General features: G+C 38.1%; 21 protein-coding genes. 10 read left to right on the top strand and 11 right to left on the bottom strand.

Annotated elements, in window-relative coordinates:
- The first annotated feature begins 3 nt into the window (after window positions 1-3).
- From rsxD to nth, 4 genes are read left to right on the top strand one after another with little or no spacing between them, the layout of a single operon-like run.
- Entirely contained in the window at window positions 4-1,080 is a 1,077-nt protein-coding gene (rsxD, locus tag H4J56_RS16675) for an electron transport complex subunit RsxD (protein WP_182215450.1), read from the top strand.
- On the top strand, window positions 1,080-1,739 hold the full coding sequence (gene rsxG, locus H4J56_RS16670) for an electron transport complex subunit RsxG (protein ID WP_182259625.1): 660 nt from the start codon (window positions 1,080-1,082) through the stop codon (window positions 1,737-1,739). The genes rsxD and rsxG overlap by 1 nt, the downstream gene beginning before the upstream one ends.
- 5 nt (window positions 1,740-1,744) lie before the next feature.
- A complete protein-coding gene (locus tag H4J56_RS16665; RefSeq protein WP_182215452.1) occupies window positions 1,745-2,452 on the top strand; it encodes an electron transport complex subunit E in 708 nt (235 codons plus the stop codon).
- A gap of 18 nt (window positions 2,453-2,470) precedes the next feature.
- Complete coding sequence (nth, locus tag H4J56_RS16660; protein WP_182215454.1) at window positions 2,471-3,130, top strand: endonuclease III; 660 nt, start codon at window positions 2,471-2,473, stop codon at window positions 3,128-3,130.
- A gap of 35 nt (window positions 3,131-3,165) precedes the next feature.
- On the opposite strand, the gene H4J56_RS16655 is transcribed toward nth, so the two are convergent.
- A complete protein-coding gene (locus H4J56_RS16655) occupies window positions 3,166-3,834 on the bottom strand; it encodes an ABC transporter substrate-binding protein (protein WP_182215456.1) in 669 nt (222 codons plus the stop codon).
- 336 nt (window positions 3,835-4,170) lie between these two features.
- Between H4J56_RS16655 and H4J56_RS16650 the strand changes: the two genes are divergently transcribed.
- Window positions 4,171-4,590, top strand: coding sequence for a VOC family protein (locus H4J56_RS16650; RefSeq protein WP_182215458.1), 420 nt, complete (start codon window positions 4,171-4,173; stop codon window positions 4,588-4,590).
- 55 nt (window positions 4,591-4,645) lie between these two features.
- Here the strand turns inward: H4J56_RS16650 and H4J56_RS16645 are convergent, their stop codons facing one another.
- Complete coding sequence (locus H4J56_RS16645) at window positions 4,646-6,721, bottom strand: fused MFS/spermidine synthase (RefSeq protein ID WP_182230478.1); 2,076 nt, start codon at window positions 6,719-6,721, stop codon at window positions 4,646-4,648.
- A gap of 340 nt (window positions 6,722-7,061) precedes the next feature.
- Entirely contained in the window at window positions 7,062-9,767 is a 2,706-nt protein-coding gene (topA, locus tag H4J56_RS16640) for a type I DNA topoisomerase (RefSeq protein ID WP_182215461.1), read from the bottom strand.
- A 390-nt stretch (window positions 9,768-10,157) separates the two neighbouring features.
- On the opposite strand from topA, the gene H4J56_RS16635 reads away from it, so the two are divergent.
- A complete protein-coding gene (locus H4J56_RS16635) occupies window positions 10,158-11,264 on the top strand; it encodes an arginase family protein (RefSeq protein WP_070376168.1) in 1,107 nt (368 codons plus the stop codon).
- A gap of 85 nt (window positions 11,265-11,349) precedes the next feature.
- On the opposite strand, the gene H4J56_RS16630 is transcribed toward H4J56_RS16635, so the two are convergent.
- Window positions 11,350-13,869: a hypothetical protein gene (locus H4J56_RS16630; protein WP_182259624.1), complete on the bottom strand. Its 2,520-nt coding sequence runs from the start codon at window positions 13,867-13,869 to the stop codon at window positions 11,350-11,352.
- A 173-nt stretch (window positions 13,870-14,042) separates the two neighbouring features.
- Here H4J56_RS16630 and H4J56_RS16625 point away from each other — a divergent pair, with 173 nt between their 5' ends.
- Together H4J56_RS16625 and H4J56_RS16620 are read left to right on the top strand one after the other, a co-directional pair.
- On the top strand, window positions 14,043-15,395 hold the full coding sequence (locus H4J56_RS16625; RefSeq protein ID WP_070376166.1) for a dicarboxylate/amino acid:cation symporter: 1,353 nt from the start codon (window positions 14,043-14,045) through the stop codon (window positions 15,393-15,395).
- Between the two features lie 428 nt (window positions 15,396-15,823).
- Window positions 15,824-16,375, top strand: a complete 552-nt coding sequence (locus tag H4J56_RS16620) for a DUF805 domain-containing protein (RefSeq protein ID WP_182215466.1) — start codon at window positions 15,824-15,826, stop codon at window positions 16,373-16,375.
- Between the two features lie 162 nt (window positions 16,376-16,537).
- Here the strand turns inward: H4J56_RS16620 and kdsA are convergent, their stop codons facing one another.
- From kdsA to hemA, 7 genes are all read right to left on the bottom strand, one after another.
- On the bottom strand, window positions 16,538-17,386 hold the full coding sequence (gene kdsA, locus H4J56_RS16615) for a 3-deoxy-8-phosphooctulonate synthase (protein ID WP_182171330.1): 849 nt from the start codon (window positions 17,384-17,386) through the stop codon (window positions 16,538-16,540).
- Window positions 17,387-17,422: 36 nt separating this feature from the next.
- Window positions 17,423-18,685, bottom strand: coding sequence for a DUF819 domain-containing protein (locus tag H4J56_RS16610; protein ID WP_070376163.1), 1,263 nt, complete (start codon window positions 18,683-18,685; stop codon window positions 17,423-17,425).
- Between the two features lie 71 nt (window positions 18,686-18,756).
- Window positions 18,757-19,557, bottom strand: coding sequence for a SirB1 family protein (locus H4J56_RS16605; RefSeq protein ID WP_070376162.1), 801 nt, complete (start codon window positions 19,555-19,557; stop codon window positions 18,757-18,759).
- A gap of 59 nt (window positions 19,558-19,616) precedes the next feature.
- On the bottom strand, window positions 19,617-19,979 hold the full coding sequence (locus H4J56_RS16600) for a SirB2 family protein (RefSeq protein ID WP_182222691.1): 363 nt from the start codon (window positions 19,977-19,979) through the stop codon (window positions 19,617-19,619).
- 21 nt (window positions 19,980-20,000) lie between these two features.
- Window positions 20,001-20,888, bottom strand: a complete 888-nt coding sequence (prmC, locus tag H4J56_RS16595; RefSeq protein ID WP_220465342.1) for a peptide chain release factor N(5)-glutamine methyltransferase — start codon at window positions 20,886-20,888, stop codon at window positions 20,001-20,003.
- 8 nt (window positions 20,889-20,896) lie between these two features.
- A complete protein-coding gene (gene prfA / locus H4J56_RS16590; protein WP_070376160.1) occupies window positions 20,897-21,985 on the bottom strand; it encodes a peptide chain release factor 1 in 1,089 nt (362 codons plus the stop codon).
- 163 nt (window positions 21,986-22,148) lie between these two features.
- Complete coding sequence (hemA, locus tag H4J56_RS16585; protein WP_070376159.1) at window positions 22,149-23,408, bottom strand: glutamyl-tRNA reductase; 1,260 nt, start codon at window positions 23,406-23,408, stop codon at window positions 22,149-22,151.
- Between the two features lie 231 nt (window positions 23,409-23,639).
- Here hemA and lolB point away from each other — a divergent pair, with 231 nt between their 5' ends.
- Together lolB and ispE are read left to right on the top strand one after the other, a co-directional pair.
- Window positions 23,640-24,275, top strand: coding sequence for a lipoprotein insertase outer membrane protein LolB (gene lolB, locus H4J56_RS16580; protein ID WP_182259623.1), 636 nt, complete (start codon window positions 23,640-23,642; stop codon window positions 24,273-24,275).
- Window positions 24,268-25,191, top strand: coding sequence for a 4-(cytidine 5'-diphospho)-2-C-methyl-D-erythritol kinase (gene ispE, locus H4J56_RS16575; RefSeq protein ID WP_182244527.1), 924 nt, complete (start codon window positions 24,268-24,270; stop codon window positions 25,189-25,191). The genes lolB and ispE overlap by 8 nt, the downstream gene beginning before the upstream one ends.
- Window positions 25,192-25,278: the final 87 nt, after the last annotated feature.

Below are 25,278 nucleotides of genomic sequence, written 5' to 3'. Positions count from 1 at the left end.
ATTATGGCCTTTTGGATAGCAAGCTCACCACATAATCATGTTCAAAGTGAAACATCATCAATAATGCGTATGGTCATTTACGCCACTATTCCCGGTGTATTTGCCCAGTGGTATTTTTTTGGCTGGGGTAATTTAATCCATATATCACTCGCTGTGATCACCGCATTAATAGCAGAATTTACCGTTTTATCTTTACGGGAGAAAAATATCAAGGCGCAACTATTTGATGGCAGCGCTATTTTAACGGCGGTATTACTGGGGATTAGTTTACCCGCCATAGCGCCGTGGTGGATCACTGTTATCGGTGTATCTTTTGCCGTTATTGTCGTAAAGCAACTATACGGAGGTCTAGGTCATAACCCTTTCAACCCTGCAATGGCCGCTTATGTCATGCTATTGATTTCATTTCCGGTACAAATGACATCGTGGTTACCACCACTTGAACTAATGACCTTACCGTTAAATTTTGTTGATACACTCTCTGTAATCTTTAGTAGCTTTACCATTGATGGCTATTCTGTTGAGCAACTAAGAACACATGTCGACGGTTATACCATGGCAACCCCCCTAGATACGGTAAAAACAAACCTAACACTGGGCTTAAACATTGCAGAAAGTATGACAAGCCCGGTCATTGGTGAAAATTTTGGAGTGGGTTGGGAATGGGTTAGTGCAGGTTTTTTACTCGGTGGTCTATTTTTAATAGGCAAAAAAACAATTCATTGGGCAACACCCGTTAGCTTTTTAGCAAGCATATTTGTTTGTTCATTAATTGCTTTTTTATATAGCCAAGATACTAACGCTTCAACACTCTTCCATTGGTTTAATGGTGCATGTATGTTTGGCGCATTCTTTATTTTAACGGACCCAGTTTCCGGCGCTACCAGTATTAAAGGCCGAATCGTTTTTGGCGCATTAGCAGGCTTTTTAGTCTTTATTATTAGAAAATACGGCGGTTACCCTGATGGCGTCGCGTTTGCAGTGCTAATTTGTAACATGGCTGCTCCACTAATAGATCAATACACACGCCCCCGTACTTATGGGCATAATATTTCATCAAGTAAAGCAGGCAAAGAATAATGGTCCTTTCTCTTACCAGTGCAGTCAGTAAAAATGCCAGGATCCTCGCTTTATTTGCTATTGCTTGCACGGCAATTGTTGGCGTGGTTCATTCACTCACCAAAGATCAAATTATCTTGCAGCAACAACAAGACTTATTGCGTAATTTAAACAGTATCATTGCCAAAAACAGCTACAACAATGTTATCTATAAAGACTGCTTCATTTTACCTAACGAGGCATTAGGCACAGTTAACCCACCAAAAGTTTACCGTGCAAGAAATAATAATAGCCCTGTTGCTGCAGCAATTACCACCGTTGCACCAGATGGATACAGTGGTAATATAGAGCTTATTGTTGCCATCAATATCGATGGTAGCATAAGCGGTGTTAGAACATTAAAACACCAAGAAACGCCTGGACTAGGCGATAAAATTGAAGAGAAAAAAAGTGATTGGATCAATAGTTTTACCGGTAAAAAGCTCATTGATAAAAATGATAATCGTTGGTTAGTAAGAAAAGATGGCGGCATGTTTGACCAGTTCACCGGCGCGACAATAACCCCACGTGCTGTGGTCAAAGCAGTACGTAAATCCGTTAATTATTTTAACGCTCACCAAGATGAATTATTTGAAGCAGCGAGTAATTGTTCAAATCAAGATGTTGCTAAGGGAGCTTAATCGTCATGAAAATTAACGATGAATATAAAGAATTAGCTTGGCAAGGTTTATGGAAGAACAATCCGGGTATAGTACAGCTTTTAGGATTGTGTCCATTATTAGCCGTAACATCGACCCTAACCAATGCTATTGGTTTGGGCTTAGCGACCTTATTTGTTCTAATTTGTTCAAATACTACCGTATCGGCAATACGAAAATGGGTACCTAAAGAAATTAGGATCCCTATTTTTGTTTTAATTATTGCTTCTTTTGTTACCTGTGTGCAATTATTAATGAATGCCTATACTTTTGGCTTATATCAATCACTTGGCATATTCTTACCCTTAATTGTTACTAACTGTGCCATTATTGGTAGAGCGGAGGCATATGCCTCTAAAAACCCAATTAAACAAGCAAGCTTTGACGGTTTAATGATGGGCTTAGGCTTTTTATTAATATTGATGTTGTTAGGTGCAGTAAGAGAAATACTTGGCCAAGGAACGCTGTTTGATGGCGCTAATTTATTACTTGGCGAATGGGCAAGTATATTACGTATTGAAGTTTACACCCTCGATAGTCAATTTTTACTCGCCATACTACCCCCAGGTGCTTTTATCGTCATGGGCTTATTTATAGCTTTAAAAAACGCCATTGATGATCGAGTAGCAGCCGCTAAGCCTAAAACAGAAAGTAAGGAAATTGAACGAGTTCGTGTCAATTTTGATGAAAAATAATAATAAAAGAATAACGCCATGAATAAAGTACAACGTTTAGAAATATTAACTCGGTTACGAGACAATAATCCACACCCAACCACTGAACTTAATTTTTCTTCACCTTTTGAGTTGCTTATTGCTGTGCTGCTTTCAGCACAATCGACTGATGTTGGTGTTAACAAAGCCACAGCAAAGCTTTATCCTGTTGCTAATACCCCTCAAGCTATACTTGATTTAGGCCTTGATGGCTTGAAGTTTTATATAAAAACAATTGGTTTATTTAATACTAAAGCGGCAAACACGCTAAAAACATGCCAAATGTTAGTTGATTTACATAATGGCGAAGTTCCCAAAGAAAGGGCGGCATTAGAAGCCTTACCTGGGGTTGGCAGAAAAACAGCAAATGTTGTTTTAAACACCGCTTTTGGCCAACTAAAAGATAATGAAGGTAAGTACTTTATTGCAGTAGACACCCATATTCAAAGACTGGCAAATCGTACCGGTTATGCGAAAGGGAAAACAGTTGAAGAAACCGAAAAAAATATTATTAAAAACACACCAAGAAAAACAGAGTTTTTTTATAACTTGCATCACTGGTTCATTCTGCATGGTCGTTATACTTGTATAGCAAGAACCCCCCGTTGTGGTTCTTGTATAATAGAAGATTTATGTAGTTTTAAAGAGAAAACCAGTTAATTCGTTCTCAGTTATTATCAGTGTATAGCCGTTAGTTATAAATTTATATACTTGTTGTATATCCGCAAAAACTCACCACTTTCCTTGATTTTAGTTAACCCTAAATTAAAATCATCTCGAATTTTTTTATCTCTAAATACGGGACGATAGTCCATGGGTTTATCTATAGTAAGTTTGTGCTCGGTAATTTCTTGGCTATCTAGACCATGCATTAAATTAAGTTTCTTTACAAAATATCTAAAGATATAACGATCGCTTACCACCACATCATAGCGCCCAAAATACAGTAACTTCACTTGTGTTAGTTGGTCGCTAACGCCATAAAACCTACTGTCTTCTTTTACTTTTTTTAGCCATTTAGGGTAGCGTTTATCTGCTCCTTGAAAAGAAACCACATTCAACGAATCTAAATCTTTAGGCCTTTCCAGTAAAATATTTTTATTCTTTAAAGTAATAAATACATTGTCATAGATTACAGCTGCCTTGGCATAAAAACCGCCTTGTGATTTTAAGTTTACCCCCATATCTCCCATGACTGCATTAACTAAATTATTGGTGAAAGCATAAGGAATTCGTCCTAATGGAAAGTACATTGGCTTTAACGTATGCCCTTTATGAGCTAAGGCGGCTTTAATAATATCTATTTCGATTCCACTATTATCATCTTCAAAAATATAAGGAGGAATTTCTTTACTAAAAGCCATTGATACTTCTGTAGCTTGGCTAATAATAGGCCATAGGAGACTACAGATAATCAAGCTATATGTGAGTGGTATTATTTTTATCATGTCATTAATTTGTTGTAATATTGTTAACAGACTACATAAGAATATAAAATAAACTATTGATAATGTCATTTTATTTTTCAGTGGGTGTATTTACTGATATTCGCTTTTAATTAGCATAGTAAATAAAATACTTTCTGTTTATAGTGGCAATTAATGTAATGGTAAATGAATTATTATCTAAACAACAGATGAAGTTTTTGCTGTTTGTAAATCATTACTTTTTATTAGCTAACAATACAAAACAGGTACAAAATGAAATTTTTACACACAATGGTTCGCGTACATGATTTAGATAAGTCACTCAATTTTTATATTAATCAGCTAGGGCTCATTGAAACAAAACGTGTCGATGTACCCAAAGGGAAGTTTTCGTTGATTTTTCTTGCGACAGAAGTTGGCGGCCCTGAAATAGAACTGACCCATAACTGGGATTCTGAAGAAGAATATACCGTTGGCAGAAACTTTGGTCATTTAGCATTTGAGGTTGCTGACATATATAAAACTTGTGCGGCGCTTATGGCATCAGGTGTTGTTATTAATCGTCCGCCTCGTGACGGCCATATGGCTTTCGTAAAATCTCCAGATGGCATATCTATTGAGTTATTGCAAAAAGATGACGCATTAGCCCCTCAAGAGCCTTGGTTGAGTATGGAAAATCAAGGAAGCTGGTAAAGTAACGGCTTAATTATCTTGTCGATGACATATCACTCGACAAGATATTTAATGTTTACTTGAGTACTGATAATAAATCACTGTGATCATCGGTCCATATTATACGACTCTTTTCGCCAATATTTGGCATTGGCCAAGCACTCGCGTATATTTTAATGCGCGCATCATTAAGAAAAAACTCATTATTTGTTACTAGCACCCACTGAACATTATGTTCATTTTCTTTATCCGCTAGCGTTTCCACATAAACAATTTCTTTATCTAATACATCGGCTAAACCACGCACTAAAGGTGTTAAATTAAGGTGTGAATTAGAAATGTGTATCGCTAATACGCCATCTTTTTTTAGGTGCTTAAAATAAAGCAGCAATGCTTCTTTTGTTAATAAATGCTGTGGGATGGAATCACCCGAGAAGGCGTCAATGACTAATGCATCAAACTGTTTGCTTCCTGAATCTTCAAATTGTTGCTTTAAACTAACCCGACCATCACCTAAAACCACTTCAATGTTGGCAGCAGAATCTTTTAAGTAACTAAAATAGTTATTAGCGGCAAAAATAACCGCAGGGTTTAATTCATAAAATATATAGTGGTCAGTTTTATTACCATAAGCAGCTAAGGTACCTGCGCCCAAGCCCACAAATCCGGCATTTATATTTTGAGCACTCCCCTCTTGTACTCTTTGTTTGGTCAGTTGCTCAAGTGTAAGAGCAACACCGGTATTTTTTCTATAGTAACTTAATGGCGTTTTTTCATTGCCTTTCTCTAATGATTGCGTACCGTGTGATGTTGTTCCATCAATCAAACGACGTTGCACTTTATTATTAACTTCTACATCTTTAACACTTAAAATTCCATAAAAATTGCGTTCACTTGCCACATTAGTTTTAACAAAAAGCGTATTAAGATAAAACAATCCCACGGTAAAACTGACCGCTAAAATAAGATTAGATGCTACCAACCAAGTTTGTGTTTTTATTGCCGTATTTCTTTGTGAATAAATACTCAAAGCTAAAAGAACAAAGACACTAATAATGGCTAAAGGAAACTCTAAAAATTGATCAAAGATATTTTGCGCAATAAAAGCAACAAAGGCACTACCTAAAAAGCCACCCAATGACATAAATAAGTAAAACAAAGTTAACTGCTGAACTTGCGGTTTTAAACGTGCTAATTCCCCATGACAAATCATACACGCACTAAATAATATACAAGCGTAAATAACCACTTGTGAAATAATGTCGAGTTGCGAGCCAATAAAGTACATCAACAAAGCTAAACAAGCCGTGAGTACAAATAGCGCAAACCAATATTCTCTGACATACCACTTAGAGCTATGAAAACTAATAATAAAAGTCAGTAGGTATAAACACAGCGGCACTATCCATAAAAAAGGCACAGGGGGAATATTTTGTGTCATAGCATTGGTGGACGCCACTAATAAAATAACACCAACCATGGCTAACGCTATCCATAAAACTTTATCCAATAATGTGGTTGTTACGACACTTTTATCCAACGCTTGCTGAGTACTTTGCTCAACAGAAGTAAAGCTTAATTTTGACATTTTTAATAATAACGTTACCAGTAGTAACGCATAACAACCATACCCGAACGTCCAATAATTTGATTGTTGAGTTGTGGTTAGCAGCGGTTCAAATAGAAAAGGAAAACTGATTAACGCCAGCAAAGAACCTACATTGGATAATGAATACAATTGATAAGGGAGTTTTCCTATTTCGATATAAGTTAACCATCGCTGTATTAACGGGCCCGTTGACGACAAAATAAAATAAGGTAACCCTATCGATACTGTTAATAACAGTAGGATATTTTGAAGTGGCGAACTTGTCTGTGATATATCACCCCAATCTTGAATGCCAATAGGAAGAAATAACACACTGACAAGTAGAAAGACCGAGTGAATAATTAATTGTTTTTTGACAGATTTAACTTGTGTTAAACAGTGAGCGTAAAAATATCCTAATAATAGAAAAGCTTGAAAAAACAATAAACATGCAGTCCAGACAGCTGAACCACCGCCAAAGTATGGCAAAATCAATTTAGCAATAAGGGGTTGTACTTGGAATAATAAAAAAGCACTTAAAAAAATAATCGCCAGATATAGCATTTAATATATTTCTCTTAATCGTCAATCTAACTAGCTAATTGCTGGTTACGCTTGTGTTACCTAATGTGGGCATTTTTTAATCCCCTTTATCCTGAGCACGTCATTCTTTCACATCGAGATACATGGATGTATTAATGCCGCGATGTCAAAGAGCGGCCATGTGATCATGACATACTATTCATCCTGAACACGTCATTATTTCACCTCGACATACATGGATTTATTAATACTGTGATGACATGGCTGTCAAAAAGCGGCCATGTCATCATGCATACTGTTCATCCTGAACATAAAAAAAAGCGCTACATAGCGCTTTTTTTTATTTTAAGCTAAATATATATTATTCAGCTTTCGGTTTTGCCTTAGCTTTAGCTTTTGGCTTTGCTTTAGCCTTGGCTTTGGGTTTTACTTTTTTCTTTGCTTCTTCAACCCATTTACCCTCAACATACTTTGCATTCCAGCCCGTTGCTTTAGGTTTTGCGCCATCAGCTTCAGGTGCAAGTTCAGTCATGACATACTGTTCTTTGGTTTTACGACTATAGCGCACAACGGCTAAGTTTCCATCAGGATCCTTAATAGGCGCATCGGCTAAATAATAAAATTTACTCGATATTCTGTCTCTAAAACGCTGTAGCTCTTCAACTTTAGGTGCACGTGTTTCTCTTGAGCGCGGAAAAGTGTTCGCTGCCAAGAAAATACCCGCTGCGCCATCACGTAAAACAAAATGTGCTTCTGATTTTTCACAAAGCAATTCAGGTAGTTGCACAGGATCTTCTTTTGGAGGAGCCGCTTCACCACTTGCTAGTAACTTACGTGTGTTTTTACATTCTGCATTGGTACAATCAAAATATTTACCAAAACGGCCTGACTTAAGCTCCATTTCAGCCTCACAACGATCACATTCTAAAATGGGACCATCGTAACCTTTTATTTTAAACTCGCCGGTCTCAACTTCAATACCATCACAAACAGGGTTATTACCACAAACATGTAGCTTACGCGTTTCGTCAATTAAATAACTGTCCATCGCAGTACTACATTTATCACAGCGTCGCATGGCACGTAATGCATCAGTTTCTTGGTCTTCGACTAATACACTGACCGCTTCTTCGCCAGAAGTAAGGTTCATCGTTTGCGTACAGCGTTCTTTTGGCGGTAAAGCGTAACCAGAACAACCTAAGAAGACGCCAGTAGAAGCAGTACGAATACCCATTTTACGACCACAGGTCGGACAATCAATATCTGTTAATACCGGTTCATTATTACGCATGCCACCTTCTTCAGTAGGCATATCAGCTTGGCTTAACTGTTTAGTGAAATTTTTATAGAAACCGTTAAGGACATCTTTCCAATTAGCTTTACCCTCAGCAACTTCATCAAGCTCTTGCTCCATGTTGGCGGTAAAATCATAATTCATTAAGTCTTTAAAACTTTCAGATAAACTGTCAGTAACAATTTCGCCCATTTTCTCGGCGTAAAAACGTTTTTTATCTAAGCGAGCGTAACCACGGTCTTGAATAGTAGAAATAATTGACGCATACGTTGATGGGCGACCAATTGAACGCTTTTCTAATTCTTTTACTAGTGATGCTTCACCAAAACGAGCTGGTGGTTTAGTAAAGTGTTGCGCTGGATTTAACTGCTCTAGGGTTAATACTTCACCAACAGATAAATCAGGTAAATGCTTGTCATCACCTTTTGATAATTGCGGATGGACTCTTGTCCAACCGTCAAATTGCATGACGCGACCTTTGGCCTTTAAATCAAAGCCTGAAGCACCAACAGTAATGGTACTAACGGTATAGCGCGCAGCTGTCATTTGACAAGCAACAAACTGTCGCCAAATTAGGTCGTAAAGCTTCTTAGCATCGGCTTCAATGCCTTCCATAAATGCAGATTCTATTTTAACATTTGATGGACGAATCGCTTCATGGGCCTCTTGTGCACCCGACTTACTGCTGTAAATTTTCGCTTTTTCAGGTAAATAATTTTCACCAAAGTTTTTAGCAATATAACCACGACACATTTCAACCGCATCTTTACTTAGATTGGTTGAATCGGTACGCATATAAGTGATATGACCTGCTTCGTATAAACGCTGAGCTAAACCCATAGTACGCTTTACGCCAAAACCTAATTTAGTACTTGCTGCCTGTTGCAGTGTCGACGTAATAAAAGGAGCAGAGGGGGTACTTTTTGACGGTTTATCATCACGTTTATTTACGGTATAGGCTGATTTTTCTAAGCTTGCTAATGCTGTTTTCGCATCTTTTTCGTTGGTCGGCTTAAATGCTTTACCATTTTCGTGGGTAACATCTAATGGAAAATCTAAACCAGAAGCGGTTTTTGTGTCAGCGGTGATTTCCCAAAATTCTTTCGGGTCAAACGCTTTAATCTCACGTTCTTTTTCAACAACTAATTTAACAGCAACCGACTGTACGCGACCGGCAGATAAACCACGGGCAACTTTTTTCCACAATAATGGGCTAACCATAAAGCCAACAACACGGTCAAGAAAACGTCTTGCTTGTTGAGCATTAACACCTGGCATACTTAATTCACCGGGTGTAGAGAAAGCTTGCTGGATAGCGTTTTCAGTTATTTCATTAAAGACAACACGTTTAAATTTGCTGTCATCGCCGCCGATAATTTCTTTTAAGTGCCAAGCAATCGCCTCTCCCTCGCGATCCAAATCGGTTGCGAGATAGACAGTGTCGGCTGAACCGGCAAGTTTGATTAATTCAGCAACAACTTTTTCTTTGCCTTCGAGTATTTGATAATTTGCTTCCCAATCGTTTTCAGGATCAATACCCATGCGGTTAACAAGTGCTTGCTTATCTCGTTTAGCTTTATATTTAGCTTTTGCTGCAGGTGCCATTTTTCTGACTTCAGCAGGAGATTTCGCGGCAACTTTTTTACCAGTACTACTGTGAGGAAGATCACGTACATGACCGACACTAGATTTCACAATAAAGTCTTTACCAAGATATTTGTTAATTGTCTTCGCTTTGGCTGGTGATTCGACAATAACCAGAGATTTTGCCATATATATATACTTTCCTACGTCACTGGCTATTTTTTTTGCCAGTATAATTACATTTCGGTCAGAACTGTCTAAAAATTAGCCGAGCAACTCATTTTTAGCACAAAAAAACCATAAATCATTGAAATTAGAATTCCTATTAGATATATCGGTAAATAAGCAAGCTGACAAGTTATTATTTTTAATAACATCGCCTAATTGAGCTATTTTCGTTATAATGGCGTCAATATTTCGGTATGACTATTATAAAAACTTTCCTGCCAACGATAATTTAATTCTATCTTAAATTCAATTGTTGCCAGTCAAAAAGCCTATATCACCGTGTAAAACAATATTCATTTAATGCTTACTATCAATGTAAATTATTCGGATAAATAACAAGAGTACAAATATATGACAACATCATGGACTAACTTACAGGAAAAACTAACCAACTGTTTATGCCCAGCAGGTAACGGTGTTTTTACCGTCAATACCGCTAAAGAGCGTAAAGAGCAATTGCATCAAGCCTTGTTCGGTCAATCGACAGACATTGATAATATTTGGAAAGAGTCATTAAAAGGGCTTCCTGATGCGTCAAATGCCGTTATTTTAGGTGTTGCCTCTGATTGCGGTGGCGGAATTTTACGTGGAGCAAATTGGGGGCCATTATTTGTCCGTTCAACTTTACTTGAACAATACCCTGAGCTTGAAGCATTTGATATGGGAGATGTTCGCGTTATTCCACATTTACTTCATGATAAATATTTAAATGAAGCAACGCTTTCTAACTGTAGAAAAGCCCTTTATAAAGATGAAAACAGCCCTTATGCTGTTAGCCCATTAACCATTACTGAAGATGTATTACACGACTTTTATGCTGAGTTCCCACAAAAAGGTATTTTCGGCATTGGTGGCGATCACTCAGTAAGCTACCCGTTAACAAAAGCTTACTTGCAAGCAAAGAAAAAGCGCGGTATTCGTGCCGCTATTATTCATTTTGATGCTCACACTGATTTATTGGTTGAACGCCTTGGCATTGATTTATGCTTTGGCTCTTGGTGTACGCATATTTTAGATGATTTACATGAAAAACATCATTTGATTCAAGTGGGTATTCGCTCGAGCGGTCGTCCTAAGTCGCATTGGGAAAACACTTTTGGTGTAAGACAACATTGGGCTCATGAAGTGAAAGAGCTGGGCGTTGAAAAAATCATTGAAAATATTTTAGCGCAATTAAAAGATGAAAACATTGATGAATTGTATGTAAGCTTTGATATTGATGCACTTGATGAAACTGTCGCTGCTGCCACAGGCACACCAGAGCCAGATGGTTTATTTCAAAATGAAGCGATGGATATACTTCGCGCTTTAGCAGCAAAATACCGTATTACCGGTGCCGACATGATGGAAATTGCTCCTTTTACCGATAGTACAGGTTTAGGAAAAGAGAGTCGTGATAAAACGTTAGCGGCTGGCGCAGAGATCTCTGCCTTTTTAATAGCAGAGATGGCTAAATAAATTTTTAGTTTTATCTGTTTTCGATAAACAAAAATAAAAAAACCGCTTAACAAGCGGTTTTTTTTATAGGTGGAAAAGTTAATTATTATTGAATAATAATACTAACACCACTAAATACAGTTGTTACACCACCAGGGGTTTCAACTTTTATTTCTAATGGTCCACTGGTTGGTTCCGCTTCACCTTTAATCGCAACACTAAATTGACTACCGCCGTTACTAGAATCCCCTGGCCATGTATAACTAGGGGTACCAACGACAGATCCAACACTAGCTACAAATGACACAATAGTACCAGCCGGCATAGGTTGGTTATGTAAATCAGCGATAACAACACTGACTGTTCCGGTACTTTCGCCAGCAATATAGAGAGAAATATCGTTTCGGTCATAGTTTGGTGACGTATCGACAACGGCATCGTTTGTTGCTGTAACGGTTATATACGGTGACGTACCTGACATAATAATAACGGTAGAGCCACGTACATTGGTTGACACTTTTTGCGCTTTTTTGGTCGGATCAGGTTCATCATCTGGATTAGCACAATATTGATTGGCTACCTCGGTACCTGGATTTGTTATGTCATTTAAACCACATAAAATACCATTATATACACTGTTTTCTATATCGAAAACTCCATTGCTATTAAAGTCAACAAACTCTTCTAACTCGCCACCAGCTTGAGTGCTCACTTCTACTGGATTGTATAAATTGTCTTCATTATGGTCAACAAAGGCTTCTTTTAGGTCGTAAAGTCTATCGCCAACATCTTTTCCTTGAAACAAAGTGTACTCACTCTCATCAAAGCGACCATTACTATTTTTATCAGGAAATGACTCTTCGCCAATAGCAGTTGCTAATATTGTCACTCTTCCGCCATATTCCTGTCCAAGATAATTATTACCATTTGACAAAGGTTGACGAGCACAAAAGATCGTTGGATCATCATTTTCAGCCACTGTACAAAAACTACTGGTTAATACTTGTCCCGCTGGACGAGGGTTTTGACTGGTCCACGTAACAGAGCATGCACCATTAGTTGTTGTACATGAGGAACCTACAGAACCACCTTCAGTAGTAAAGTTAACAGCGGTTCCATCTGGTACTGGATTATTAAATGCATCAGCCATGCGAACAACAACAGGTACTTCTACACCATCAATGCCCCAAGCTTCAGGGTTTGCGACCCCCCGGGCCAAGCTAAAGCTATCTTGGTCCGGTAAACCCGTTGAAACGACGAGTTGACTAGATTGAGTAAATACAAAAGTGCCACCTAATGACTCTGTCGATGCTGTAACACGCACTGTAGTTGCAACAGAGCCTGAATTAACAACTGTTTGTACTAAACCTTGATCGTTAGTGGTCGCAAAATTTTGACTTAATTTTATACCACCCACATTGGTATTTAAGGAAAAATTCACTCGACGATTATTATAGGGGTTACCATCGGTATCTTTTACTTTGAACATCACCGTTGAACTTTCAGAGCCTCCAACAATACCAGCGCCTATTATACCAATATGCTCTGGCGATGCAGACACATACTCGATACTACCAATGTCAGCAGCTAAAACGCTAACAGATGCTGTTGCTGATAAATTAATGCCCCCAGCATTAGCAGTGACATTAATCGTGTCATCACCTACACACCCCTGTGCTAGATAAGTACTTGTCGCCGCACCATTAGAGGTAGTAATCGGTGTACTTAGTGTAGCGGTTGATTGTGCCGTACACCCAGATGAAAAATTAACATCTACAGGTTCAGTAAATAGATTACCTTGATCATCAACAATTGATACTGAAATAACACTCGTTCCGCCAGCAGAAATATTCGTTAAACTGACATCAGCAACACCTTCTATAAATGGGCTACCTGCTCCCATAATGACAGTTGAAGAACCAACAACAAAAATTGTTTGACCCGATTCTCCACTGGTAATTGATGCAGTAATAGTTCCTGCACCTAAGTTTTCACCTGCATAGATATCAACAATCGCTTGATTATTTGCATTCGTGATAGCCGATGGGATAGGTATATCACCTACAGTAGAACTAAAAGTAACAATCAAAGGAGCACTAATACCATCAATTGTCGCAATTATTCTTGCCGGTTTTGATGACGTAACCGTGTCAGTGGCATTGCTATCACCATCTATTAAAGTGACATTAATATTAATATCACCGACAACACCTATATCATCACCTTGTGTTTTAAAGCCTAATGGTACTAACGAGATCTCACCAGAAGAAAGAGAAGCGGATATCTCACCAGCACCACGAACACTACCTGCTGTGAGGGTAATCGTAGCGATACCATCTTCATTTGTTAAAGCAGAACCAGAAGATGGCGAAAAGGCTCCTAAATTTGTTGCGAAGGTTACCGCTCTGTTTGAAACAGGAGCACTGCCTTGCATTACTGTTGCTGTAACCGTTACCGGTGCAGCACCGGTTACCGTACTATCGGAAATATTGAGTGAAATAGTACTGGCAACAGATCCACCTGCAACCGGAGTTTCCACTCTAGATAAACCGCCATCACCACTACCACCACAACCACTTAGTGCGATAATTAAAATCCAAAAACTCAAACGTTGAAGCAGTGCCATACAAGCATCCCTTAGTATTTTTATTTACATCTCTATTTATAGTAACTTATATTCTAGAAATTTCATTAAAAATAGCGCTATAGTTGCTTTTTAATCAATAGCTTTTTTATCAATGAATTACCTGTTAATCTACTATTCATAATTTATAATAAAAAATAACGTTGCATTTCTTTATGACTGATAAAAAAAAAGCTAGTTTAACCGCTAGAATTGTTACTGGCATGCTTGCCGGTATCGCGGTAGGCGTATCCTTACAATTTCTTATGCCAGACAAATCAGACTTTGTTATCCCACTCTATTTCTTTGAACTTTCATTACGATCATTTTTGGTTGACGGGATTTTTGAAGTCATTGGACAAATTTTCATTTCAAGTTTAAAAATGTTGGTAGTACCACTGGTTTTTGTATCGCTGATTTGTGGGACTTGTTCCTTAAAAGATACCACAAAACTTGGACGTATTGGCGGTAAAGCCATTTCACTCTATTTAATTACAACAGCTATAGCGATTAGCTTTGCAATGTTTTTAGCGTTATTAATAAGCCCTGGCGAAGGGGTCAACATGGCCTCGGACACAACGTTCACTAGTCGTGAAGCGCCTTCTTTAGCGCAAGTCTTTATTCAAATGTTTCCGAGTAATCCGTTTGAAGCTTTTGCAAAAGGCAATATGCTTCAAGTCATTATATTTGCTTTGTTATTTGGTATTGCTATAGCGCTTTCAGGTAAAGCCGGCGAACGTATTGCTAGTTTATTTGAAGACATGAGTACCGTTATCATGCGCTTGGTAACTATATTAATGAACCTTGCTCCTTATGGTGTGTTTTGTTTATTAGCGAGTTTATTCACTGATATGTCACTTAAGGTATTCGGCAACCTAATTGTTTACTTCTTAGTCGTTTTCTTTGCACTAATTTTACATGCTACGGTAACTTATTCTACTATCTTAAAAGTAATGACGGGTTTAAACCCAATTACTTTTTTGAAAAAAATGCGTGATACCGTTATCTTTGCATTTTCAACAGCCAGCAGTAATGCAACCATTCCGGTAACACTTGAAACTGTTACCAAAAAAATGGGTGTTAAAAATTCAATCGCTTCGTTTACCGTACCTCTAGGTGCAACCATTAATATGGATGGCACGGCTATAATGCAAGGCGTAGCGACTGTATTTATTGCGCAAGTGTTTAATGTTGATTTAACATTTAGTCAATATTTAATGGTAATACTTACCGCGACCTTAGCTTCAATTGGCACAGCTGGTGTTCCAGGCGTAGGTTTAATTATGCTAGCTATGGTACTAGATCAAGTAGGTTTACCTGTAGAAGGCATAGGTTTAATTATAGGTGTTGACCGTTTGCTTGATATGACACGAACCGCGGTTAATGTCACGGGTGACAGCATGGTCTCAATTGTTGTCGCTAAATCAGAAAATCAGTTTGATGAAGATATTTTTTATGATGAAAATGCAGGAAGTAAAATTGAGAATATTGATTTTCAAGACTTAGAAAAAAACCAAAGTGGCGATTAGCACTTACAAGACAGAATATTAAACAAAAAAAAGGTGCTTTAAAGCACCTTTTTTATGTTTTGGGTATTTAAAACATTAATACTTATCATACCTTGCTAAGCAAAAACAATATTGCAAGCGCCCTTATAAGCACTATCAAATTTGTACAGATATCACCTTATCAACGGATGTTTACCATACACTATTTGCAATGTCATAGTGGTAGTAAGCCAATCGCTGGTGCTAATATTCAAGTTAAATAATACTAATTTCTAGTAGCGTATCACGTTAAACTGAAGCTGGTTTTCGACAGAAAAATAGCTAAAGTTGATACCGACAGCTTAAAGTCGGCTCGATGTCGAGGTGATGTCACCGCCTTGTCGTCACGTATAATACAATGCGGCATTATCATAGAGAATAATCTTAACACATCAGTACAAGGAAAATTAATGGACATTAATAGTGTAAAACTCAGGGAGATGCGCCTTGAAAGGCATTGGTCACAAGAGCAACTCGCTACACTAAGCTCCTTAAACCTTCGGACAATCCAGCGACTTGAATCTGGTGCTAAGGTATCAACAGAGTCTTTACGAGCGCTTGCCGCCGTATTTGAAGTACCTGCAGAGAGATTACTGCTAAATGCCGATAAACCCAGCGAATCTGCCCTCGCATCAATTCACGAAGGTATATTAAAAGGCCTAGAATTTAGTGGATTGACTTCACGCGCAGATTTTTGGTGGCTCGCGCTCGCCATAACGATGCTACTCGCCTTCGCTAAATTACTCGCCGAGGCTTTCGCTAGTCCGCTGCCAATGCAAATTGCCTCATTACTAGTTTTACTGCCGTGGGTCGCTGCATGTACTCGACGTCTGCGTGACGCTGGGCTAAGTATTTGGTGGCAGCTAATAAGCTTAGCGCCAGTCGCCGGTATTATTATACTGCTCTACTTACTCACCTACAAAACTCAATCAAAAGAGCCCGATGAGGATCACCCTAAGTGATTTCAGCGCAATTTAGTATTGTTCCATACTCGTGCTAAGGACAACCCCGAATAACCACTATAAAAAAATGCGACTAAGATGACTAAGCAAGATATTATATCAGCTATAAAAAACCTGAGTAGCTACTCAGGTTTTTGTGTTTTAACGACGCTTTTATTGTTACTAATCAGTCAATAATGGCTCAAATGATTTAACTAAATCGTCAATTGATTTCATTTGCTGTAAGTAAGGCTCAAGTTTATCAAGCGGCAACGCACAAGGGCCATCGCATTTAGCGTTATCAGGATCAGGGTGTGATTCTATAAATAAACCTGCTAAACCTAATGCCATACCACTACGCGCTAATTGTGCAGCTTTAGCACGACGACCACCTGCAGAATCAGCTCGGCCACCCGGCTGCTGTAAAGCATGAGTGGCATCGAATATGACTGGCGCATAATCTTTCATTTCATCCATCGCTAGCATATCAACAACAAGATTATTGTAACCATAACAACTACCGCGCTCGCAAAGAATAACTTGCTCATTGCCTGCTTCTGCGAATTTATTAATAATATGACGCATTTCATGTGCTGCTAAGAACTGTGGCTTTTTAACATTAATAATCGCATTGGTTTTTGCCATAGCAACCACTAGGTCTGTTTGACGCGCTAAAAATGCCGGTAATTGAATAATATCAACCACCTCGGCTACAGGTTGCGCTTGATGTATTTCATGCACGTCGGTAATGATAGGTACGTTAAAGGTCGACTTTATTTCTTCAAATATTCTCAGACCTTCCTCTAAACCTGGTCCTCGGTATGAATGAACAGACGAACGGTTCGCTTTATCAAAAGATGCTTTGAATACGTAAGGAATATTGAGCTTTTGTGTCACTTCTACGTAGTGCTCTGCAATGCTCATCGCTAAATCACGTGACTCTAATACATTCATACCACCAAATAAAACAAACGGTTTATCGTTAGCGATTTCAATATCGTATTTAGTCAATTTAATTGAAGTTATTGTCATAATTTTTCCAAAATAAAGTCTGGAGCTAACAAACAATTAGCTACCAATAATTCTTAATAACTGGCCACATAACCAAGCCATATAAGTACCTAAAGCATAACCTAACACCGCCAGTAGTACACCAACCGGCGCTAAAGAAGGATGAAATGCTGATGCGATAACGGGCGCAGAAGCAGCACCACCGATATTGGCTTTACTGCCAACAGCTAGATAGAAGATCGGTGCTTTAATCATTTTGCCAACAATAAGCAGTAAAGCAACGTGGACTAACATCCAGATAACTCCAATGGCTATGTATTTCGGTGACTCAACAATTTGAGTAACGTCCATATGCAAACCTATTGTCGCGACTAATACATATAATAAGCTACTACCAACTTTCGAAGCTCCTACGGCTTCAAGTTTTCTTACTTTAGTAAACGACAATGCTAATCCTATCGTAGTCACTAAGACGATTATCCAGAATAGTTTTGAATGTAAGCTAAATTTTTCTAATTCAGGAAAGTTTGTCTGAAAATAAGGGACTAAAAAGTCAGCGGCAAAATGTGCTAAACCAGCAGCGCCAAAACCTACCGCTATAATCATCATAAAGTCTTTTAGTAACGGCAACTTGATATTTTCACGTTGAGCAGACTCTACTTTATCAATTAATCTATCAATTGCTGAAGTGTCAGCGCCACTCTTCGCATCAATACGCTTATGGTTTGCTGCTAAATAAAGTAATACCGCCATCCACAAGTTGGCTACAACAATATCAACGGTCACCATAATGGTGAATATTTTGCCATCAGCGCCATAAATTTCTTTCATCGCCAACATATTTGCGCCGCCACCAATCCAACTCCCCGCAAGCGCAGCCATACCACGCCAAACAGCTTCAGGACCAGTTACACCAAGTAATTCAGGCCAAATAGCAGAAATAACTAAGAGCGCAATTGGGCCGCCAATAACCACACCAACCGTGCCGGTTAAAAACATAATAATCGCTTTATTACCAAGACCAACAATTGCTTTTATGTCGATGCTCAAAGTGAGTAAAACCAAACAAGCCGGCAATAAATAATACTTGGCGACTTCGTCTACTTGACTCAATTCTGCACTAACAATGCCAAAAGTGTTTAGCAAAGAGGGTAATAGGTAGCACATAAGTAATGCTGGCACGTATTTATAGAACTTCTTAAATGCGGGGTGTTCACTATTTGAAGTATAAAAAACGAATCCAAGTATTAGTGCGAGTAACCCCATAACCGTGGCGTCATTCGTGATAAAAGGTGTATTGTTGATAATTTGATCTTCCATTGATTAACCTTGTTATTTTTATTTGATTTATTGGTTTTATTTGTAAACTACAGCCTTATTTCTAAGGCTTATTAATGTAATACCGTATCAGCTATAGTGATTTTGTCCAATTGCATTTTTAATAATTGCGCAGCAGGATCTTTTGGACATTTATCGACAAAATATTGGTAATCATCGTAAGCGACTTTAAAACAATCGAGTTGATGCAACAAAAAACCTCGGTCGCGACGCTCAAACGGATCTTCTGGGCGTAACGCTATTAATATATCAACACACTTTAATGCTTGAGCAAACTGCCCTTCGCGGATCAAAGCATTTTTCAATGAGCTAACGTGCTTAACAATTAAGCTTAACCTTGAAATATCTTCAATTTGGTCGCTTTGTGGATCGCCATCAAGTTCATCCATACATAAATCAAGCTCCTGCCAATTTAAAGACTCTCCAGTAATGGGATCAAAAACAATCGCATAAACATCATCACAGACGACGCGAATCATATTTTTCTTTGGTACGTACACCACATCAGCTTCAAAACCACAAAGACGAAATATATGGCAAAGCACTATACTTTTTAGCGCTGGGGCCATTAATTTAAAATCGAGTCCACTTTGTAACTTATGAGCACTAACGGGCCAAAAATCACGTTGATTATCAATAAAAAGTTGCCCAATGAAAAGTTCGTTGATTAATTGCTCAGCTTTTTCAAGATACTCTTCTGTATCAGAAATTAATTCTGAACATTGTTCAACTATTTGACTAAGGTTTGTTGGCTCAAAGTCACTATCACCAAAAACAACTTCTTCAATAAGTACAAAAGCTTCAATAAGTGATTTATCGTCATCATTGAGCTCGGAAAATAATAATTCATTCATGCTGTAATTTTTAATTGCTGACTCTATTTATAGTTATTGCTTATTTCAGGGTATATTTATTATAAAAATATCGTTTGTTTTGTTGTCGCTATTCGCACCACTAACATAATCCAGCCCATAGCTGCTAAATAACCTATCACTTGCATCATTCGGTTACGAGCTAACTTCAACGTATAATAGCCGGTAAAAATATAAAAAATAATGGCAAGTAACTTTTCGCCTAGCCATAAATATTCTATTGGATTTATCGCTAACTTGACAGCCAGACCAACACCTAATAGTAATAAAAAAGTGTCAACGATATGAGGGCTGATTTTCAACCATTTTTTATCTAATTGTGCTGAATTCATCAAGGTTAATGCAAACCGGTAGGTGAACAATATAATGCTTATTGCCGCCAGAGTCATATGTAAATGTTTCATGCAAAAACCTTATATTTATCTTCATTGTTCTTGTTGTACATAAATACAGCAAGTAACTCGGTCATTTCCGCCGTAATCTTTAAATGTTTCAATCGACTGATAACCCAATTGCTTTAATATATCGCTAACGCCAGCCGCTTGTTCAAAGCCATGTTCAAAATAGAGTGCACCATTATGGGTTAAATAACCTTGTGCGTCTTTGGCAATACGTTTGATATCTGCAAAACCATTATCCCGAGCAACCAGAGCAGATAGCGGTTCAAACCTGACATCGCCTGCAATTAAATGCTGATCGGCTTCATCTATATAAGGGGGGTTGCTAACGATAATATTAAACTTTTTATCTACAGCTACATTAGAGAACCAATCACTTTGATAAAGCTCTACCTGTGGTAACTGTAACCGTTGAGCATTTTTTTTAGCTAAACTTATCGCAGCGTCACTAAAATCAATGCCGTGAATTTGCCACTGCTTTTGTTCTGAAGCAAGCGACAGAGCAATAGCTCCGGTACCCGTACCGAGATCCAAGCACGATAAATCACTTGCTAGATGGCGCGCTAAAATATGTTCGACCAGTAACTCTGTATCTGGACGAGGAATTAAGGTTGCTGGTGATACGTAAAAAGGCAGTGACCAGAATTCACGTTCTTGTGTAATATAAGCAATAGGCTCGCCTTGCAAACGGCGCTCAAACAAAGCTAAAAAAGCGTGGAATTCATGCTCTGCTAACTTTTTGTCAGGCCAAGTTAACAAATAACTTGTTTCTTTATTTAAAACAAAGGCAAGTAGGATTTTACAATCGAGTTTTGCGCTATCAGAAAAGGCAGCGAGTAACTGCTGCCCTTGATTAATTATTTCAGCAAAACTCTGCTGGCAATATGTTATTGACGGTTTTAAGGATTCGCTCAAACCAATAACTAGTTTTGCTCAGCAAGAGCCGCAAGTAAATCGGCTTGATTTTCTAACATAATAGGCTCTAGGACCAAATGCAAGTTACCTTCAAGGACTTCGTTCAAACGATATAAAGTCAAGTTAATACGGTGGTCCGTCATACGTCCTTGCGGATAGTTGTAAGTACGAATTCGTTCTGAACGATCACCACTTGCCACTAAATTACGACGTGAAGACTCTTCTTCACTGCGGCGTTTTTCATCTTCTGCTTGTTGTAAGCGAGCTTGTAATACCGACATCGCTTGCGCACGGTTTTTATGCTGAGAGCGTTGTTCTTGACACTCGACAACTACGCCTGTTGGAATATGGGTAATACGAATGGCAGAATCAGTTTTGTTAACGTGCTGTCCACCCGCACCTGATGCGCGAAAAGTGTCAACTTTTAAATCTGCTTTATTAATTTCAATCGCGTCAGCTTCTGGTATCTCAGGCATAACAACAACGGTACAAGCAGAAGTATGCACTCGACCTTGAGATTCAGTTTCAGGAACACGTTGCACACGATGACCACCAGACTCGAACTTCATTTGTCCGTAGACGCCTTCTCCAAGCACTTTGAAAATGACTTCTTTATAGCCACCTTGTTCACTTTCATTGGTGTTCATAACTTCAATACGCCAGCCTTTCTTTTCACAGTAACGGCTATACATGCGGTATAAGTCGCCAGCAAAAATTGCCGCTTCATCACCACCGGCTCCTGCACGTAATTCAACAAAACAGTTATTGTTGTCGTTTGGATCTTTAGGTAATAGTAAAATTTGTAATTGATCGGCTAATTCTTCAATGGTTTTCTTAGCTGATTTAAATTCTTCTTGCGCCATTTCACGCATTTCAGGGTCTTCATCTTTTAGCATTTCTTCAGCTAAAGCAAAGTCTTCTTCTGCGCTTTGGTAGTCATTAAACACACTAGTGACTGCTTCTAATTGAGAAAACTCTTTTGATAAGGCAATAAATTTTTCTTGATCTGAAAGTGTTCCAGGATCAGAAAGCAAGGCTTGAACTTCTTCAAAGCGCTCGACTAATATTTCAAGTTTTTGATAAACAGATTTATTCATTAAGAAATCTTATAATTAGGAAACAGCGGATAAAAATTGGTGATGTGCAGTTTAAAGGGTTAGTTGAGCACTTTCAATCAAAGGTGTAAAAAAGCTGTAAATACCCAGCTAAGCTCAAATGTTCATCAAAATACGGTTTGGGTGTGTTGTAAGGTCGAGATCGTTATTTAATGTTATAAATATCGCGTAAGTATACCAATTTATCTAATTCGCCACCTTGGGCCGCCGATTGAATAGCGCTAGTGGGTGCATGCATAAATTTATTGGTCAACTTAGTGGCTAACTCAGCCAAAATAGCTTCTGGTGACTTATTACCCTGCAGTTGTAACAATGCTTTATCAAGTAACAGATCGCGATGTTCTAAACACTGTTTACGGTAATCTATAACGGTATCTTGGGTATTTAAGCCACGAAGCCATGACATAAACACATCAGATTGAGTAGAAACTATTGCCTCAGCTTGAACAGCTTCTTTGCGACGATTAGCTAAATTTTTCGCGATAATGCCTTGTAAATCATCGACCGTATATAGAAAAACATCTTCTAGATCACCAACCTGTTCTTCGATATCACGAGGAACCGCTAAATCAACCATAAAAATAGGACGATGCTTACGCTTTCCTAATGCGTGTTCAACCATACCTTTACCTATAATGGGTAAAGTACTACCGGTTGAACTAATAACAATATCGGCGTCAGCCATTTTGTCAGGGATTTGCGCCAAGGTAATAACGTCAGCGCCAATAGCACCAGCCATTGCTTCTGCACGGGCAATTGTGCGGTTAGCAACAGTTATTTTACCCACTTTATTCTCGTATAAATGTTTAGCAACCAGTTCAATAGTTTCACCGGCCCCCACTAATAGTACTTTTACATTTTCAAGACTGGCAAAAATATGTTTTGCTAGATTTACCGATGCAAAAGCAACCGAAACCGCACTCGCGCCAATTTCAGTTTCAGTGCGAACTTGTTTAGCAACACCAAAAGTACGTTGAAATAAACGGTCCATGACTAAAGACATAGAACCAGCAGCTTTCGCTTGGCTATAGGCTTGCTTCATTTGACCTAAGATTTGCGGTTCGCCTAAAACTAAAGAGTCTAAGCCACAAGCAACCCGCATCATGTGGTTAACGGCCTGTTGATCAGTATGCCAATATAAACTTGGCGTAATAGTTGAAGCAGGAACATTGTGATGTTTTTCTAACCAGCGGACAACTTTTTCTTGGGTAACCCTTACATCGCCTTCTTGAACTAAATACAGCTCTGTACGATTACATGTTGATAAAATAGCCGCTTCACGACATTCTACGTTTCCAAGTAATTCAGTTAATGCCACACTTAAATTGTCGGGATTAAAAGAGATTTTTTCTCTCACGGCAACAGGGGCAGTTTTGTGATTGATTCCAACAGCAACTATAGACATAACGGAACGATTCAGCCTTTTTAAGACGATTAATATAAGAAATAAAAATTATCGATAGCAATTTTTTTCCATTAATCTTTTTATTAACGACATTATTAATCAAGTTTTATAAAAAACCTATGATCTATGATAAATAATGATGTTAATTTTACGAAAAATCGCAGAAAATTAAAAGCATCAAATACGCGATAACGCAATATTATGGCGATTAACTCAATAATAATGGTTTATATGAATAAAATTACCTTATCGCTGCCACTCTTTTTCAGTTTTTTACTGATATTTCTATCTGGTTGTAGTTCTTTAACGAATAACCATCAGCAAATTACTGAACATCAAAACATTACCGAGCGCACTAAAAAGCTCACAGCAATGTCGAATTGGAAAATAAAAGGGAAAATGGGCATAATTAGCCCTAATGAGCGTCATAGCTTAACATTAAATTGGCATTACCAAGGAGATAAAAATCGCCAGATGCTAAATTTAACCACAGTGCTAGGTATTCAAGTTTTTACTTTAGAGTCGGTCAATAATATGCATGTTATTAATGTCGATGGTGAGCGCTACCAAAGCCCTGATTTAAACACCCTGCTTGCTTCGCTAACAGGTTTTACATTACCGACACACGCGATGACTTTCTGGTTAAAAGGCTTACCTTATTTAGCTAGTGATAAAATAACGTATAACGAAACAACACAATTACCCCAAACATTGACCAGCTACTCTGGTGAAAAAAAATGGTTTATTAAGTATAGTGGCTATCAACAAGTAGACCAATATCAATTAGCAACGAAGTTCACCATAAAAAAAGATAACATCACCATTAAAATTAATGTTCATCAATGGGACGTGACAAGTAATGACTAAGACTAACCAGCAATTTTATAGTTTTCCTGCACCGGCAAAGCTTAATTTATTCCTCCATATTATTGGTCAACGCAACGACGGCTATCATCAGTTAGAAACTATTTTTCAATTTTTAGATCACAGCGACACCATAGAAATAAGAAAGACTCAGGGTAATAGTATTGAATTACTCACGCCGATTGATGGTGTATTACATGAAGATAACTTAATTGTAAAAGCAGCTCGGTTACTACAAAACCACCTATTAAAAAATCCGACTACTTTTAATAACGTATATTTAGGTGCACAAATAAAAATAACAAAAATTCTCCCTATGGGGGGGGGATTAGGTGGCGGGTCATCCAACGCCGCGACTATTTTATTGGCATTAAATACTTTGTGGCAGGCCAACTTGTCTACCACCGAGCTAGCAAAACTTGGCCTATCGCTAGGTGCTGACGTACCGATTTTTATTCATGGTTTTTCTGCTTTTGCTGAAGGTGTTGGTGAAGAACTCACTGCTGTTTATCCTCAAGAAAGCTGGTTTTTAGTCAGTAAACCTGATGTCAGTATTTCTACTGCCAGTATTTTTACTGATGCTGACTTAACTCGCAATACGGCAAAAGTTAATTTAAATGATGATATTAGTAAGTTAGACATAGACTTATGCCACAATGACTGCCAGACGTTAGTAATAAAAAAGTATCCCGAGGTTGCCAAGTTACTGGCTTGGTTGGTAGAATACGCCCCGTCTCGAATGACTGGTACCGGAGCGTGTATTTTTTCTCGTTTTGATACTGAGCAAGAGGCTTGTCGCATCCAGTCATTACTTCCTAATGGAATAATTTCTTTTGTGGCAAAAGGTGTCAATACATCTCCATTACGCAATGCCATTAACAACTTAGTAACATTGCAAGTAGAAAATGCAGAATATTAATACCATTGAGAATTTATTTTCATAAAAATGCCAAGAACCACTGGAAAAAATTTAATAATTTGCTGATAGTAAACTCAAGGTTTACTA

It is taken from the genome of Colwellia sp. BRX8-4, assembly GCF_014077345.1.
GTDB lineage: Bacteria > Pseudomonadota > Gammaproteobacteria > Enterobacterales > Alteromonadaceae > Colwellia_A.
This window is presented reverse-complemented; position numbering and strand designations above follow the sequence as displayed.

Bases quoted from the DNA above. Each gene is read 5' to 3' on its own strand.
- rsxD (WP_182215450.1), top strand. From the start codon at position 4: ATGGCCTTTTGGATAGCAAGCTCACCACATAATCATGTTCAAAGTGAA.
- rsxG (WP_182259625.1), top strand. From the start codon at position 1,080: ATGGTCCTTTCTCTTACCAGTGCAGTCAGTAAAAATGCCAGGATCCTC.
- H4J56_RS16665 (WP_182215452.1), top strand. From the start codon at position 1,745: ATGAAAATTAACGATGAATATAAAGAATTAGCTTGGCAAGGTTTATGG.
- nth (WP_182215454.1), top strand. From the start codon at position 2,471: ATGAATAAAGTACAACGTTTAGAAATATTAACTCGGTTACGAGACAAT.
- H4J56_RS16655 (WP_182215456.1), bottom strand. From the start codon at position 3,834: ATGGCTTTTAGTAAAGAAATTCCTCCTTATATTTTTGAAGATGATAAT.
- H4J56_RS16650 (WP_182215458.1), top strand. From the start codon at position 4,171: ATGAAATTTTTACACACAATGGTTCGCGTACATGATTTAGATAAGTCA.
- H4J56_RS16645 (WP_182230478.1), bottom strand. From the start codon at position 6,721: ATGCTATATCTGGCGATTATTTTTTTAAGTGCTTTTTTATTATTCCAA.
- topA (WP_182215461.1), bottom strand. From the start codon at position 9,767: ATGGCAAAATCTCTGGTTATTGTCGAATCACCAGCCAAAGCGAAGACA.
- H4J56_RS16635 (WP_070376168.1), top strand. From the start codon at position 10,158: ATGACAACATCATGGACTAACTTACAGGAAAAACTAACCAACTGTTTA.
- H4J56_RS16630 (WP_182259624.1), bottom strand. From the start codon at position 13,869: ATGGCACTGCTTCAACGTTTGAGTTTTTGGATTTTAATTATCGCACTA.
- H4J56_RS16625 (WP_070376166.1), top strand. From the start codon at position 14,043: ATGACTGATAAAAAAAAAGCTAGTTTAACCGCTAGAATTGTTACTGGC.
- H4J56_RS16620 (WP_182215466.1), top strand. From the start codon at position 15,824: ATGGACATTAATAGTGTAAAACTCAGGGAGATGCGCCTTGAAAGGCAT.
- kdsA (WP_182171330.1), bottom strand. From the start codon at position 17,386: ATGACAATAACTTCAATTAAATTGACTAAATACGATATTGAAATCGCT.
- H4J56_RS16610 (WP_070376163.1), bottom strand. From the start codon at position 18,685: ATGGAAGATCAAATTATCAACAATACACCTTTTATCACGAATGACGCC.
- H4J56_RS16605 (WP_070376162.1), bottom strand. From the start codon at position 19,557: ATGAATGAATTATTATTTTCCGAGCTCAATGATGACGATAAATCACTT.
- H4J56_RS16600 (WP_182222691.1), bottom strand. From the start codon at position 19,979: ATGAAACATTTACATATGACTCTGGCGGCAATAAGCATTATATTGTTC.
- prfA (WP_070376160.1), bottom strand. From the start codon at position 21,985: ATGAATAAATCTGTTTATCAAAAACTTGAAATATTAGTCGAGCGCTTT.
- hemA (WP_070376159.1), bottom strand. From the start codon at position 23,408: ATGTCTATAGTTGCTGTTGGAATCAATCACAAAACTGCCCCTGTTGCC.
- lolB (WP_182259623.1), top strand. From the start codon at position 23,640: ATGAATAAAATTACCTTATCGCTGCCACTCTTTTTCAGTTTTTTACTG.
- ispE (WP_182244527.1), top strand. From the start codon at position 24,268: ATGACTAAGACTAACCAGCAATTTTATAGTTTTCCTGCACCGGCAAAG.